At 44.6% G+C, this 15173-nt stretch carries 12 protein-coding genes; all 12 read right to left on the bottom strand.

Features of this window, described 5'->3' with window-relative positions:
* Nucleotides 1–43: 43 nt before the first annotated feature.
* Nucleotides 44–2641, bottom strand: coding sequence for a glycosyl hydrolase-related protein (locus AC787_RS01185; protein ID WP_054023116.1), 2598 nt, complete (start codon nucleotides 2639–2641; stop codon nucleotides 44–46).
* Complete coding sequence (locus AC787_RS01180; RefSeq protein ID WP_054023115.1) at nucleotides 2628–4820, bottom strand: glycosyl hydrolase family 95 catalytic domain-containing protein; 2193 nt, start codon at nucleotides 4818–4820, stop codon at nucleotides 2628–2630. The genes AC787_RS01185 and AC787_RS01180 overlap by 14 nt, the downstream gene beginning before the upstream one ends.
* 83 nt (nucleotides 4821–4903) lie before the next feature.
* Complete coding sequence (locus AC787_RS01175) at nucleotides 4904–6550, bottom strand: extracellular solute-binding protein (protein WP_054023114.1); 1647 nt, start codon at nucleotides 6548–6550, stop codon at nucleotides 4904–4906.
* Nucleotides 6551–6667: 117 nt separating this feature from the next.
* Nucleotides 6668–7558: a carbohydrate ABC transporter permease gene (locus AC787_RS01170; protein WP_054023113.1), complete on the bottom strand. Its 891-nt coding sequence runs from the start codon at nucleotides 7556–7558 to the stop codon at nucleotides 6668–6670.
* 13 nt (nucleotides 7559–7571) lie between these two features.
* Nucleotides 7572–8426 carry an ABC transporter permease gene (locus AC787_RS01165; protein ID WP_054026831.1) on the bottom strand — a complete coding sequence of 285 codons (855 nt, stop codon included), beginning with the start codon at nucleotides 8424–8426 and terminating at the stop codon, nucleotides 7572–7574.
* A gap of 381 nt (nucleotides 8427–8807) precedes the next feature.
* Nucleotides 8808–9896: a GntR family transcriptional regulator gene (locus AC787_RS01160; RefSeq protein WP_054023112.1), complete on the bottom strand. Its 1089-nt coding sequence runs from the start codon at nucleotides 9894–9896 to the stop codon at nucleotides 8808–8810.
* 233 nt (nucleotides 9897–10129) lie between these two features.
* A complete protein-coding gene (locus AC787_RS01155; protein WP_054023111.1) occupies nucleotides 10130–11446 on the bottom strand; it encodes an ABC transporter permease in 1317 nt (438 codons plus the stop codon).
* Nucleotides 11439–12341, bottom strand: a complete 903-nt coding sequence (locus AC787_RS01150; protein ID WP_054023110.1) for an ABC transporter ATP-binding protein — start codon at nucleotides 12339–12341, stop codon at nucleotides 11439–11441. The genes AC787_RS01155 and AC787_RS01150 overlap by 8 nt, the downstream gene beginning before the upstream one ends.
* A 17-nt stretch (nucleotides 12342–12358) precedes the next feature.
* A complete protein-coding gene (locus AC787_RS01145) occupies nucleotides 12359–13276 on the bottom strand; it encodes an ABC transporter ATP-binding protein (RefSeq protein ID WP_235560872.1) in 918 nt (305 codons plus the stop codon).
* Between the two features lie 12 nt (nucleotides 13277–13288).
* Entirely contained in the window at nucleotides 13289–13675 is a 387-nt protein-coding gene (locus AC787_RS01140) for a GntR family transcriptional regulator (RefSeq protein ID WP_054023108.1), read from the bottom strand.
* A 29-nt stretch (nucleotides 13676–13704) separates the two neighbouring features.
* A complete protein-coding gene (locus AC787_RS01135) occupies nucleotides 13705–14430 on the bottom strand; it encodes a hypothetical protein (RefSeq protein ID WP_054023107.1) in 726 nt (241 codons plus the stop codon).
* Between the two features lie 260 nt (nucleotides 14431–14690).
* Complete coding sequence (locus AC787_RS01130; RefSeq protein ID WP_054023106.1) at nucleotides 14691–15152, bottom strand: DUF420 domain-containing protein; 462 nt, start codon at nucleotides 15150–15152, stop codon at nucleotides 14691–14693.
* Nucleotides 15153–15173: the final 21 nt, after the last annotated feature.

The raw sequence follows: 15173 nt of genomic DNA, 5'->3' as shown, positions 1-15173 counted from the left end.
TGAGTCATAGATGTCTAAGTTCTTTAAACGTTATGAAGCCAGTTCATCGGCTCTCAACATATACAAGAAGATGCAGCATTTGTTTAGCCTCAAGGCCTAACTCGATCGTGTCGTTATGAATGCAAGTTATTTCCGTTTGAATTTCTTCCAGAACATTCGTGTTGTAAGCGGCTTTAATGTGTCTATTCGGAAAATGAATTCGCATGTCTACATGCTCATCCTTACAGTTGCCTAGGCGCAATACAACTCCTGTTCCATCCTCGGCCGGCTTAACATCGAACACCTGAACCCCGTTGCCGCTGATCTGCATAAACTGTCCCGCCTCCTCTTTCTTGCAGGCGATGACAGGGACAGTGACAACATGGGATACGGCCTCGACAGCCGTCTGCATTGTAACCGCAGGGTCAAATGAATGAGAAGTAGTCAACATATAAGTGAACGAAACAAATCCCGGTTGACGTGCTCGAAAATTGGTATCCCAATAATTATTCATTGGCCAAGTCAATAGAAGCGGATTCGGATGCCTTGGGATACTCTTTTGCTCCTTGCCAAAGTTAAAATCTCCTACTTGCACAAGCGGTGCATCCGGGCAAACAAGAGTTACCCCATGTAAGTCGTCATAGACCGAAACACTCTTATCTACGGTAATATAGTCTCTGCATACGCCGGGCAGCTGCTCGGCGTCCAATTCGACGAATTGTCCGGCCGTATCATAATGGCATCGCCATTGTTTCAAGTTTAGCGGAATCGCGAAATAAGTACCTTCCGCTGTTGTAATATCTTGTTTATAACAGGAGACTTTCATTTCAATATCCGCGCGGTAGCTAAAGAATGTAAACCTCTGATCCAGATCGTCCACGCCGGGCGCATCGAACTGAAGAACCAATGTGGCTGAATGCGCACTGCGCTCTACGTGGCATGACTTCATTCCAGTATGCGTCTGCCTCCTGGCCTTCCAACTATGATTCCATACGCTGATGCTGTTGTTCCCCTTCTCCACATCTCTAGGAAAAAAAGTGCTGCGATGGTTATCCTGGCAGGTCGGATCGATCGATTCCTGCACATATTGAAATAAACTCCAGGGACTGGATACATCAAGCACCTCCCAATCCGCCTTCTTATCGTACAGACTCAAAATCCTTCCTGTTGAAGGGTCGAAGAGGCACTTATGGTAGGGGGTTTCTATGCTCCCTGCGTCAACTGTAATATCCTTTGACGACACTGCTTCTTGCAGCCTGTAGAGCGGAATCTTCCGCCAACTGAATGGGGGCAGCTCAATGATTCCATAACTTGTCGCCGAATGGTTAGCTTCAATATTCATCAGTGTCTGACGGATTCGATCGGCGCTAAGATGTCTTCCTCGCATGGTAAAGCTTGAAGGGATGCGAATATCATGTTTTACAGGAACCGAAGATGAATTCAGTACCAGAATCCCTTCGGGTTCTTCCGATTGTAGCGGATTACCTGCTAATTTCTCCATCTGCACTCCCAGCAAATAACCAGTCAAGCTGTTTGCCAAATATGCATAGTGCGCTTTATGCATCCACTGGATGTCCACATTCAAATGATCCGGTTCTGTGACGGAATTGAAAGCCCCCCATGTGTGTTCATCATATAAATGAATTTGTTCCCAGGCTTGCTTCTCCATTTGCATATAGGACGGATCATGCTCTATCTGAAAAGCATTTAAGAACTCCACTGTCTTCATTCCTTGTTTCGTGCGGCGACTCAACTTGGTTTCTTTGGCCGAGCTGCCTGAACCAAAATTCCAATAATCCGTCCAGTCGCCCGAATAAGTGGGTAATTTCTCCTCATGCTTTCTGACCCTTTTATATAGTTGCTCCGGCGTTACGAACGATATCGTCTGTTCCCGGTTTTCTCCGTTCCATCGCTTGATTAACCCAGCCAACTCCTGGTCGGGAGGATTGTTGTCATAAAGCGGTATGTTCGTTGCGGTCAAGTAAATAAAATCAAACGGATAGTCCAGGTTCGCGTCGATTTTCTCCAAATATCGGGTAAGTCCCTCGGCCATAATATTCGTATCTTGGGCGTTCACATTACAGATTTGGCTAAAGAGTGAGTAATGCTCGCCATTAAAAGTCAGCAGCTTTCTTTTATCCGGCGTTTCCCAATGAAAAGCCATCGGCCTCGTCAAAGGGATTCCCCCGAAGTGAATATTAATGCCCATAATGAAAAACTCTACGCCTGCATCCAGCAGAAGTTGGCTATAAGGCCAAGGCTGGCCATTCACATCATGGTGGATAACGGTCTTAATCTCATAACCTAAGCGGCTGCGAATCTCCTTGATCGGTTGCAGCATACGAGCCGCTTGCTCAGCTGTCACAAGCGGGGTCGTATGCATGAGCGAAGCGGAGATACTCATTTGTCCGTTCTGCAAGTAATGTCTAATTTGCCGTATTTGCTGCTCGCTTGCTGTTTCCAGCCAGCGAAGTACCGGATAACTGGACTCACACGTCCAACGAAACTTATTTTCCTCAGCCCAATCTTCAGTCAATTCGCACAACTGCAACGCTTGATCGATATATTTCTTTTGCAGCTCAAGCAAGACAGGCTGAGGGTGTGTGTAGCCAACATCCAAGTGACTATGATGGAGAATAAGTACTTCTTTAATTTTTGACATGAATACTCACCCTATAACTCTTGCCTGCTTCCGTAGTAAAAGAAACGATGTCTCCCGACAACTGCGCATCGATTTTCTTTTGAATATCTCCGCATTTCTCCATAACCACAACTTCCTCCATCGGCCATGGGTTGACGATTTTACATGCCCTGCCTTTCTCGCTTATGATGTCTACGTAAGTTACGTTTTCATCTGCCAGTTCGCTCGATACCACGAATGCTCCGACGGCTCTTAAATTTGTAAAGCGGGCGTTTCTTCCACGGGGCCAGGCGGGAAATAACTTGATTACATGCTCATGGCTTTGCATTAACATCTCGTTGATTGCCGAAGGTACACCGCTGCAGCACTCAATGCCGCCTCCACCGAAGAAAATAAACAGATTCGGATAGCTATGCTCAAGACACTGACGACGCAGCTCGCGCAAGATGACTTCGGGATCGTATCCGACCCGGGCCGCGGCTGTAAATATCGTTGGAAAACCATTATAATCCGTCCAACGGTTCAAAACAGTAATCGTATCTTTGGCTATTTCAAGCAGCTTCGGATCCGAGCCAAGTCCGATCGCTCCGGCAGGCCAGATATGCTGAATGGCCAGCGTATTATCATTCCACCAATCTCGCCCTTCTTCCGTTAAGCGAAATATCGTTTTTCCATCGCGCTCGTACGTTGGAAAATTGCTGATATGCTCCAATATATGCGACCATTTTTCCTGCCGGTTCGAATCGAGGTTCAATTCATGGGACATATCCAGCAGCCCTTTGAATACTGCCCGAATTAGCGCTAACGAGAGGATCGGATTTTTTTCCTCGAGCTCCCGCAACCATTCATCGTTAGGATGTGAATCTGTAAAAGTGGGGACTTCGTGAATCGCATCACGATATATGACATATCGGTTTCCTTCGAACGTCAAATAATCCTCCCAGAAATCGGCAACTTCAAGCAGAAACGGATACGCCTCCTGACTCGCGTATTGCATATCATAAGAGTAATAATAACGCATCAGCATATTGATTGCGCAATACGCTGCATTGCTTTTTTGCCCCAAAAATAAATGGCCGTTCTCATATTTTATGCTTGCTTGTGAAGAGGATAGGGCAGTCGGTAATCCTTTCGGTCCTATACCGACATCATAATAGATTCCTTTACCGCCTAAATATTGCTGGGCATACTTACGTCCGTTCGGTATATATTCCCGCAACGGCGTATCGTAGGGTTCGCTCAATTCGATATGATTCGACGAATACACTCCCCACCAAGGGGCTTGGTAATTGTAATTCAAGTGATAATCCCCCGCCCAGGCAGGGGTGTCTGTCGTAATCCAGTTGCCGAACAAACCAGGCGGAAACGCCTTGTTGCGGCTGCAACAAGCCATGATGTAGTGAGAGCCGTACCAATACTTCTCCAGCACATCATCGCCGATTTCAATCTCGGATTTTGCCCAAAACTGGCTCCACCATTGTTTATGATCCGAATGAAGCATCTCAATTCGGTTTACGTCCATAAGTCCGGCTCTTCTAACCGACTCTAGCTGATAATCTTCAACATTATGATTCGTCAATACAGATGCAACGATATATGTTTTTACTCCCGGCTGCAACAGGAGTGAATCGCGTCCGCCGCCCAAGCAGCGCATGGCGATTGCACCTTCTGTCGTCCAATCGAGGTCGGCGCCGTTAAACTTTCGAGACACCCAAACAACATCGTCCTGCTGCCCCTCTTCCGTCTTGGATTCATTCCCTTGCTGTACCCACAAGTCAACCGTAATCGGTAATGCATCGCCCTCACAAGAAAGCTCAACGATTACCACATTTTCGCCAGCCGGAACCGAGTAGTTTATGGAAACCGATGTCGCGTCATTATGAAATACCGATGCAACTTCCGCTTCAAGCAACCTCTGTTCGCTGTAATACGAAGCTTTTGCCAACGCAGGTATATGAATATCGATTCCTCCGAGCAAGCACGGACTGCCGTTCGGATACAGCCGCTTCGCTTTCCAAAAGTCGGTCTTCGATATCCATAAACGCTGCCGTTCTGGCGATCCGCTGATCACTACTCCGACATCACCGTTTCCAATTAAAGGGCCGTCCACCACTTTGTCCGTAGGTACGTTTTTGGGCGGCTCCGTGAAGATTCCGTTATACTTGGCCATTTGCTCTTTCCATTCAAATTCGCTTTTCAACCATCGTCACTCCTGTACTTAAAATAATTAAATTACCCGCAATATCATTATCCATAAGGAATATTGCGGGTTCGTTCATACCGCTATTTATTTACTCTGTCTTGGTATCTCTTTAGAGCATCGGCGTAGATCTGAAGAACTTTATCAATATCGCCCGTTTTTTTAATTCTATCTTGGAACGCTGTCCAGTTATCGAGGCTCTCTTTGCCGTTAATAAATTTGTTTTGCATTTCCGCTATAAAAGTGTTAATTGGCGACATAACCGAAGTAATTTGTTCCCGTTCGTCATCAGTAAACTCAAGAAAAGGTTCGTTCACCATAGGAGCTGTATACTCGTTAGGAAACGGCATATCTGCGAAAGCTGTTTCCCACGGTTTTTCAACTAAATTGCCATTTACGAAACCAAGGTCGTTCGGGGCAAAATCGACAAATGCCCTCGTATCGATTACCATTTGTAATCCCGGGCGGTACGAGCTGCTTGCTCTCATGCCGTATTTGTCTCCTTCTTCCCAAGCATTGGCGGCCTTTTTAATCGAATCGACAAACGTAGGTTTGCCATCGGCACTTCTCGTATATGTTGTCCCTTCTATGCCCCATGTCACGAGTTCAATGATTTCCGGGTTATATTGCAGATCCATCAACTGGACTAAATCTTTCGCATTCTTTGCTTTGGAGTTTACGACCATCACCGCACCCTGATCCACGCCTACAGTGCTGAAATCGGAAATACTTTGCCAAGCTTTCCCGTATTTCGGGTTATCCGGGAATAGTGAGATGACAAATTTTTCCCCTCCTGTTGCCGAGCGGTTCCAATCTGCGGCAGAGTTAAACCAGCTTTGCAGCAAAATAAAATTCGTTCCATTCATTATTTTTTTCTTGATTGCATCATCTTTATCAGAGAACGTTTCCGGATCCAGTAATTTCTCGGAGAACAGTTTGTTCGCAAACTGCAGAGCTTCCTTATACGACTCTTCCATCGGTCCAAATACATATTTCTCGCCGTTCCAGTAAACTTTAGATCCTCCGTTATGGTGAGCTAAGAAGAGCGAATCAAAGGAATTCCATATTGTACTGACCGGGAACGATTTAGGATAAAGTTCCTTTAGCTTTTTGGCAGCTTCGTATAGCTCGTCTATCGTATTTGGAATCTTCATGTTATTCTTCTCCAAAATATCGTAACGGTAAGTTGCCGGAGTGTATACTCCCATTCCTTTATCTTCGGCCTGTCTTGGCAAATTCATGTTCCACAATCCATAAAATTTACCATCGGATCTGATTGCTTTTATTTCACCGTCTGTCGCCTGTGTAACCAAATTCATGTAATTAGGCAGGAGCTCTTTATATGAGCTAAGATCCATAAATGTGCCGTCTTCTTCATACTGATTATATAAGTCCTTGTTCATGATCAATACTAAATCCGTAATATCGCCGCTTGCAAGCAAAAGTCTCGACTTATCGTCATACTCGCTTATAGGTATATAATTAAATTCAATGTCAAGCTTTTTACCCGTCAGGGACTCCATCTTGGCTACCCATTCTTTTTGCACCATGGAATCTTCGATTTTCTTACCGAAAGAAGGCAAAGTAACGGAAAAACTTAGGGTGCCGCCTGATTTTGCCGAATCATTCGTATTTTTATCTGTATCTTCGGAGCTACAACCCGCTAATATTGTTCCCGAGACGAATAATATCGCGAGAATAAGTGAAAAAAGCCGATTACTTCGTTTCATACTTACCCCTCCATTATTTTTCTTAACTACCCGTTAATCGTCACTATTCCTTTAATGCTCTTCTATGCTTATTCGCAGGATATCCCCTCCCTTCAGTCACCAACTATATGGTGATAGCTAACCTTTAACAGCCCCAATCATGACGCCTTTCACAAAATATTTTTGGAGAAACGGATATATTAACATGATTGGAAACATCGCAATGACAACAATCGCCATCTGAATATTTTTCGGATCCATTTTCATTTGCGACAGCATCGCTTGCATGGCAGCCGATCCGGACCCGGCTTCGAAGGAAAGTGTAAATAAATACTTTCTGAGGATTAATTGCAGCGGATATTTGTTCTCGTCATTCAGATAGATCAGCGCCTCAAACCAACCGTTCCAGCTACCCACAATCCCAAACAGAGCAAAGGTCGCCAATAATGGTTTTGAAAGCGGTAAATAAATTTTTGACAAAATTTGAATGTCATTGGCTCCGTCAATGACAGCGGATTCACGCAAATCGGCCGGTATGGATTGATAAAACGACCTGAACATCAATACATTAAAAGCAGATATACATCCCGGTATAATCATTACCCAGTATGTATCAAGCAGGTTAAGGCTGCGCATAAGCATATATGTTGGGATCATGCCGCCGCTAAAGAACATCGTTATGACCAGGAAAATCGCAAAAAACTTTTTGGCAACAAAATCGGTAATTGTAAGCGGATACGCCATGAGCGAAGTAAAGGTCAACATACACAATGTAGATCCTGCCGCATAGATGATCGAATGTGCATATCCAGAATACAAAAACGGATCTTTAAAGATGTAGCTATACCCGTTTATATTAAATCCTCTTGGAAAAATCGTAATATTGCCTCGTAAAATATGTTCAGAATTGCTTAGTGATACTGCGATTACGTTTAAGAACGGATAAAGCATAACCACACACAGAAGCAGCATGATACCTATATTTATGATGTTAAATATTTTCGAACCGATACTCTCTTTGCCTACCATCTTCAATGCCCCCCTACCAAAGACTTGTTTCTGAAACCTTTCGGCTTATCATGTTAGCCCCAACAAGCAGTATAAATGCAATTACCGACTGGAAGAGTCCAATTGCCGTCGTATATTCAAACCTTGCTCCTATGATGCCTTCCCGGTATAGAAACGTACCGATTACATCGGCGACTTCGTATGTATCCGGACTGTACAACAATAATACCTTTTGGAAATCGGTACCCAATATACCGCTTACAGAAAAAATCAGTAGTATAATCGTCGTCGGTTTAATTTGAGGCCAGTTGATATTCAGCACTTTTCTCCAACGGCTTGCTCCATCGATATTTGCGACATCATATAGGGTAGGATCAACACTGCTTAATGCAGCCAAGTATAGGATTGTACCGAATCCGATGCCCTGCCATATATTTGTACTAATAAAAATAGTCCTAAACCAGCTTGGTTCCGAGAGAAACACGATGGGATCGATGCCAAATAGTGAGACCATTTTGTTAAATAGTCCTTCCCTCTCCGTAAAAGTCCTAATGATCCCTATGATGATCACAGTTGATATAAAGTGAGGCAAATAGGAAATCGTCTGAACCACTTTTTTGAAAACGGAATTTTTGATTTCGTTAAATAGCAAAGCCAGTATGATCGGGGCCGGAAACCCCCACAGCAAAGAATAGATCCCGAGCAGTAACGTGTTCTTAAGAACTCTCAACGCGGTCGGGTCATTAAAAAACATAATGAAGTATTTAAGACCAACCCAATCGCTCCCCCATATCCCTTGCACCCCACTGTATTTTTTGAATGCAATCTGTATGCCGTACATCGGAAAATAGCTGAACACCAAAACAATTAGAAAACCGGGTAATACCATTAAAAATAAGTATCGCTGATTCCATGATTTAACCCAAAAATTACGTAGACTTACCAACCCTCTCAGTCCCCCTCTAGAACATAAACTTGCCAAAGAAAGCGTTTTATAATTCACTTCGATAAGTCAGATATTATAATAAACAAACATCTGTGTCAATAAAAAGATTATTTAATATCATTTTTATGACACATAAATTAATACAGATTTGATCAGTTTTAAAATGAAAAACCTATTACGTTAGTTAATTCTGTCGAACACGCCGAACAAACGGTGTTTCAAGAAGTAATAAAACTGAACCATGGGCTTTTGGTCAGCAAAAAGACGACTATTATCCCAGATATTTGGAATAACAGTCGTCTTCATTTCAATAACCAGCTATAACTAAATCGATTTTACAGATTCTCCAATGTCGATCTTCGATTTGCATACTTGTCCGATATTATATTGTTCTTCTTTTCCATCAATTAAATTGAGCAATAATCTGGCGGCACACTGTCCCATTTCATAAAAGGGTTGTGAAATTCCCGTTACATTGAAATTAATTTTCCGGTTTAAATTGGCAGCATCGTACGTTACAAACGATACATCCTCGGGAATATTATATTTTAGTTTTTTGAAAGAATGAATTACAGCTTCCCCAATCTGATCATTCGCTGTCAATACCGCCGTAAAACTCAATTGTTTCATTTTCTGCTCAAATACGTCACAATACCAATCAAATTCGTCAGAAAAATCTTCCATTCTGGTCGGTATAATCACATCAAATTCTTCGGAATATTCTAAATCAGAATCGATAATCGCTTGTTTAAATCCCACTAACCGTTCATTCATTGTACTTATGTTCGAATTCCGGATAAATAATATACGACGATGGCCATGACTGATTAACAACTTCGTTAAATTATATGCCCCGGTAATATTGTCGCTTGTTACATACGGAATATTGCTGTTATATACGGTTCGATCCAGGCATACAACTTTTATTCCATTATCTTGGAGGAGGGAGAAGATTCGATTATTAATATCTTCATGTCCATGACTCAAAATTGGACATAATATGACTCCCTCGACTTTTCTTGCTACCGCCCCTTTTGCAAGCACTTCCAACTTCTCCAAATTCCGATCATTACTTGAACTTATCAGTTGATATTCTTGTAAATATAATACATCTTCAATTCCTCTCAATGCAGCCGACCAAAGCGGATTTTCAATGCCAAAAACGAAAGCAGCCACCAGATGTGTGCTGCCTTGAACAGTAAGCTTACTTTTATCCATGAAAGTTCCTCTACGGGAATCCCGGATTAACCACCCTTCTTCGACTAATTCTTTGATGGCTTTCTCCACCGTATTCACACTGGATTCGTAGTATTCGGCAAATTCTCTGCTGGAGGGCATTCTAAAACCTTCCGCCCACTCCCCATTCATTAGTCTTCTATGAATGTCTTGTTTAAGAATAATGTACTTAGCCACTATATGAAATCTCCCCGTTTTTATTAACACATTAACTTTTTGCATTCGCTGTGTCAAGTTTTTTGATACAGAACATAGAAGTACCTCGTTTTCTGACTACAAGTCTATTGCAATGCGTCCTACAACTCGTCTTGCACTTCGAGAGATGACAATCACACTCTGTACAAGTAATTCAAAACGAAAAGAGGCCTACAGAAGTAAGCCTCTTTCCGATTTGAGCGTTGCCGTGCCTTCTAAATCTTATACGCCTTCATAGCCTTGCGGATTTCTTTCAAGCTAGGTCGCTTGCCGTACATGAGTACGCCGGTGCGGTAGATCTTAGCGGAGATGTAGACCGCCACGTAGATCGAGACGAGCAGGATGCCGAAAGAGAGAAGCGTCTGCCACATCGGCACGTCCGTCAGCCCAAGGCGGAGCAGCATGACGAATGGTGAGAAGACCGGAATGTACGACGTCACCTTCACGAGCATGCTGTCCGGCGCGCTAATGCTGAAGATTGCGATGTAGAAGCCCGCCAGAGAGACGAATGTCAATGGCATGACCGCTTGACCCAGGTCTTCCGTCCGGCTAACGATCGAACCGACCGCCGCGTACAGCGTCGCGAACAGGAAGAAGCCCGTCAGGAAGAACAGCAGCGCGTAGATGATCAGTAACGGATCGACGAGCGACAAGTCGATGTCGAGATTGCCTAGTGCGCCTTTGTTATGTGGCATGGACACGTTCGTCAGAATGACAGCGAGGTAGAATGTAACCTGCACGATGACGACGACGAACATGCCGAATATTTTGCCGAACATTTGCTTCAGTGGCGATACGCTCGTAATGAGGATTTCCATGACGCGCGAGCTTTTCTCCGCTGTAATTTCCGACGCGATCATGTTGCCGGAGGTCATGATGGCCATGAACAGGAAGATAATCATGATATAGATGACGCCCATGTTGACGCCTTGCTCCGCCGGCGTTCTGCCCGTGTTGCCGCTGCCCGAACCTTCGCCGGTATAAATCTGAACGGTGCCGATCTCGATCGGAGCCGATAGCTGCGCCATTTGCTCAGCCGAAAGGCCCGCATCCTGGAGCACGTTCGTTTGGCGAATTTGCAAAAGTGCTCCCTGCAGTGATTCCGTCATGCCGAATTCCATCAGCTTCTCGGACTTGTAAGTCATTTGCGGGAAACCGTTGTCCGTCATATCGCCGAACTCAAGGTAGCCCTTGATTTTCCCATCGTCGATTGCTTTTTTCAGCTGCTTTTCATTCGCCGATGCATCGCCTTTGTCTTCAAGAGGAACCATCACGATGTTCGAATTTTCTTGTTTCTCGTAGTACGCCTTCAAACTGTCGCCAGTTGCCGTGCCGCTTGCCGCTTGTTCGCTCTGCGACTGGATATAGCCGATATTTGTTACTTTGTCGCCTTTATCGAACTGTGCAATGATATAAGGAAGATTAATGCCGATGCTGATAATTAACGCGATAATCAACGTAGTAATGACGAAAGCTTTGCCTTTGACCTTATTCCGGATCGTAAACCCTACTACCGTCCAGAAACTATTCATGACGATCACCCACCATTCGGATAAAGATTTCATTTAGCGTTGGTTCCTTGATTTCGAAATGATTCACGTTCGCCTGCTCCATCGCCAAACGCAGAATGTCAGCGCCCGCCGCTTCGTAGGAGATGGAAATGTCGTAGCCGCGCTCCGTGCGCGTGACGCCGGTTACGCCGGCCAGCCGATCGAGTCCGCTAATATCTTTGTCGGCGCCAAGGATGACACGTTCTCTCGGGAATTGTTTTTTAATTTCCTTCAAACTGCCCTTCAAGACCGTGTTCGATCGATGCAAAATCGTAATGTTCCGGCACAGCTCCTCGACATGCTCCATCCGGTGCGTCGAGAACAGGATGCTTGAGCCGGAGTCGCGCAGTTCCTTAACCGTTGACTTCAACAATTCGACGTTGACGGGGTCAAGCCCGCTGAACGCTTCGTCCATGACGACGATGCGTGGTTTGTGGTTGACGGCCGCGATGAACTGAATCTTCTGCTGGTTCCCCTTCGACAGCTCTTCGACCTTCTTGTTGTAATATTCCGGCACCTCGAACCTCTCCAGCCACTGCTTCAGGTTGCGGTCGGCATCCGCTTTCGACATTCCTCTGAGCTGCGACAGATAGATAATCTGATCGCTGACCTTCACCTTCGGATAGAGCCCACGCTCCTCCGGCAAATACCCGAGCAGGCTAAGCTGCTCATTGCTGTAAGGCTTTCCGTTGTAGAGAATCCGCCCTTCGTCCGGATAGATCAAGCCGAGCACCATCCGCATCGTCGTTGTTTTGCCGGCGCCGTTGGCCCCGAGCAGGCCGTAAATCTCTCCCTCGCTTACCTCCAAGCTAATTTCGTTTACCGCCGTTTTATCCCCGTATTGCTTCACTACTTTTTCTACTATTAATGGATTCATGTTATTACTCCCCTCTACTAGTTCATCCTTGTACTTAATCTGTCTTGTATAAGTAAAGCATTCATAATCTCATCCAGCTCAAGTACCTGCCTGCTGACGATCTGGTAACCTTCCGCAGCACACCATGCCTCAGCTTCAGCAGCCTTGTTCGTCGCAATACGATACGTTGTTCCGCCTGCATGCTCCACAACGGTTTGACCTGGCATTAACGCCGCTTTCTTCGGCGATAGATCAACACCGCTTACAAATAGCGTAAACCAACTGCTGAATAACTCATCCTTCTCGTACATGCCAAGCACTCTTCCTTGAGCCATAAATATGATAAAATCAGCAAGTCGTTTCACTTCTTCAATAATATGAGAGGTCATGAGAATCGTACGATCTCCACGATCCATATACCGATGAAGCACCTCAATCATCGTTTTCCATGCGAGCGGATCGAGCCCTGAGGAAGGTTCGTCGAGTAGGAGAAGCTCCGGGTTATGCGTTAAGGCTAGTGCAAATTCGAATTTGCGACGCATTCCCTTCGACATTTTGCCAAGCAGCTGATTATCGTCGACTTCAAGAATGCGAAGCAGCTCCCGATAGCGATTCACATCCCATTTGTCGTACCAGAAGCGATGAAACTCAGCTTTCTCCGTCCCCTTCATGTTATCCTCATGCGAGGAGGATTGGTCATGCAAGTAACCGATTCTTTTCTTCAGCTCTGTGTCCAGCCCATTCTCAACTTGCTCTCCAAGCAACTGAATTGTGCCCCCATCCGCTTTATCCAGATCAAGAATTAACCGAAATGTAGAGCTCTTGCCGCACCCGTTCGGCCCAACAATTGCCGTGATGTAACCCTGCGGAATGCTCATATGGACTGGTCCTAGTTTGAAGCTCGCACGATTTTGCACAACACCGTCTAATTGTATCGCCATCGTCTCATTCATCATATGTCCCATCCTTTATTCAAAATGCTTACTCATTGCTTCTTTAAACATCGTCTCCAGCTCTTCTTCTGTACACTGAACCCGCTTGCCGGCAATGACTGCCAGCTCTAACGCTTCGATAACAGCAGCAAGACGATGCCGGTCACGTTCCTGTTCACCAACCTGTGCCACATACGTGCCGGTTCCTTGCCGCGTTCGAAGCAGTCCTTCCGCTTCCAAATCGTTATATACTCTTTTTACTGTAATAACACTGCACTTAACGGTTTGGGCAAGCTCGCGTATCGATGGCAGCAGCATCCCTTCTGAAAGCTGGCCGCTGACGATTAATGCTCGCAGTTGTACTTCGATTTGATGATAAAGCGGCTCTGCACTTTGTTCATTAATTTGGATCGGCAGCCGCATGACCTTCACCTTCTTTCAATCTCGAATATCTATGCTCTGTAGGTACGTTTATCCAGCCGATTTTCGATTCGTTTAACTCCGAGGATGGCAGTAATAACGCTAGCGGTGACCGTTACGATTGGCAGCCACCAGCTGCCATTCTCAATCGCGTGCAGCGAACCGGCAACAATATTTCCAATGTCCAAAAGAGATAAACTAATTGAAATGACGAGCAGCAGAACAAGATAGATGATGTTGAAGAAAAAATATGTTTTTCCTGAATGCCCTGTTTCCCAGTATACATATCCAATTCCCATCGTCAGAGAGTAGCCGAACCAGCTTATTCCATATAACACGAAGTTTCCGGTTGAAATATCAACGCCCATTTCTCGTGCAATTAGAAACTGCAAAAGGAAGAAAACAAGCTGAGCAGCAAATAATACGATGGTGAACTGGATGATTCGTCCCAGTGCAATTTGTTTCGAGGAGATCGGCAATGTTCTCCATTGCGCTATCTTTCTCGTATAGGAATTTTCTTTCCATGAACGCATCATCGTTTTATTAACGACGAAGCCTAGAACAGGCAGAATCGAGAGATAAATGAAATCGAGTGACCAGTTTCCGAATGATCCATTTTCCCCCTCAAAGCCATCATTTATTAAAGAGACGGTAAATAACAATAAATAGCCGATAAAAAATAATGTAAAAAGACTTTTCCAACGATCTTTAGCCAGCTCATGCTTCGCTAAATACCATGCACCCTTCCATAGCCCCACAGCATTTGCTCCTTTCAATCGCTTAGCGAATATACTGTATATATCCTTATACACAGTATATTCAGTGCATACACAGTTGTCAAGTACTTCCATAAAAAGATTTTTGGAGGAGAATTCCCTACTACGGTAAATACTCCTGCACAATGACAATACGCCTATTTGTATACAAATCGCTGCTTAACCATAAAAAAAAGCCATGCTGTCAAAAGAGTTGCCTCTTTCGAAAACATGGCTTACTAACGGTATATCTATTGATGTTCCTATCCGAAAATTGCATCAATGACGGGTTTCGTATGGCCGCCTGGATACATGAGATATAGCAATACGTACACCGCTGTGCCTGTAATAGCAGTAACAAACCAAACCATCGAGGTTACTTTGCCCCACTTGCGGTGTTTAGCAAATTTCTTCTTATAACCGAGCGTTAGTGTGGTAATTCCAAACGCACCTCCAACTGTCGCAAGCACGATATGAAACAATAGGAAGACAAAATAGTAAGGTTTTAAGCTATCTGGCCCGCCCCAGATTGTATTTCCTACGAATATCGAACGCGATACATATACGATAAAGAAGATCGTTGCTGACACTGCTGCGTAGAACATAACCTTCTGATGCTCCGCCAGCCTTCGCTTAATCGCCAGCCTCCAGCCTACGGCTACCAGCACTGCACTAAGTACGATGAAGAAAGTACTGATTGTCGGTACAATATTATATCTGTCCACTTTTACCCCACCTATTGTTCG

Origin of the sequence: Bacillus sp. FJAT-28004 (genome assembly GCF_001280845.1) — a bacterium.
GTDB lineage: Bacteria > Bacillota > Bacilli > Paenibacillales > Paenibacillaceae > Pristimantibacillus.
This window is presented reverse-complemented; position numbering and strand designations above follow the sequence as displayed.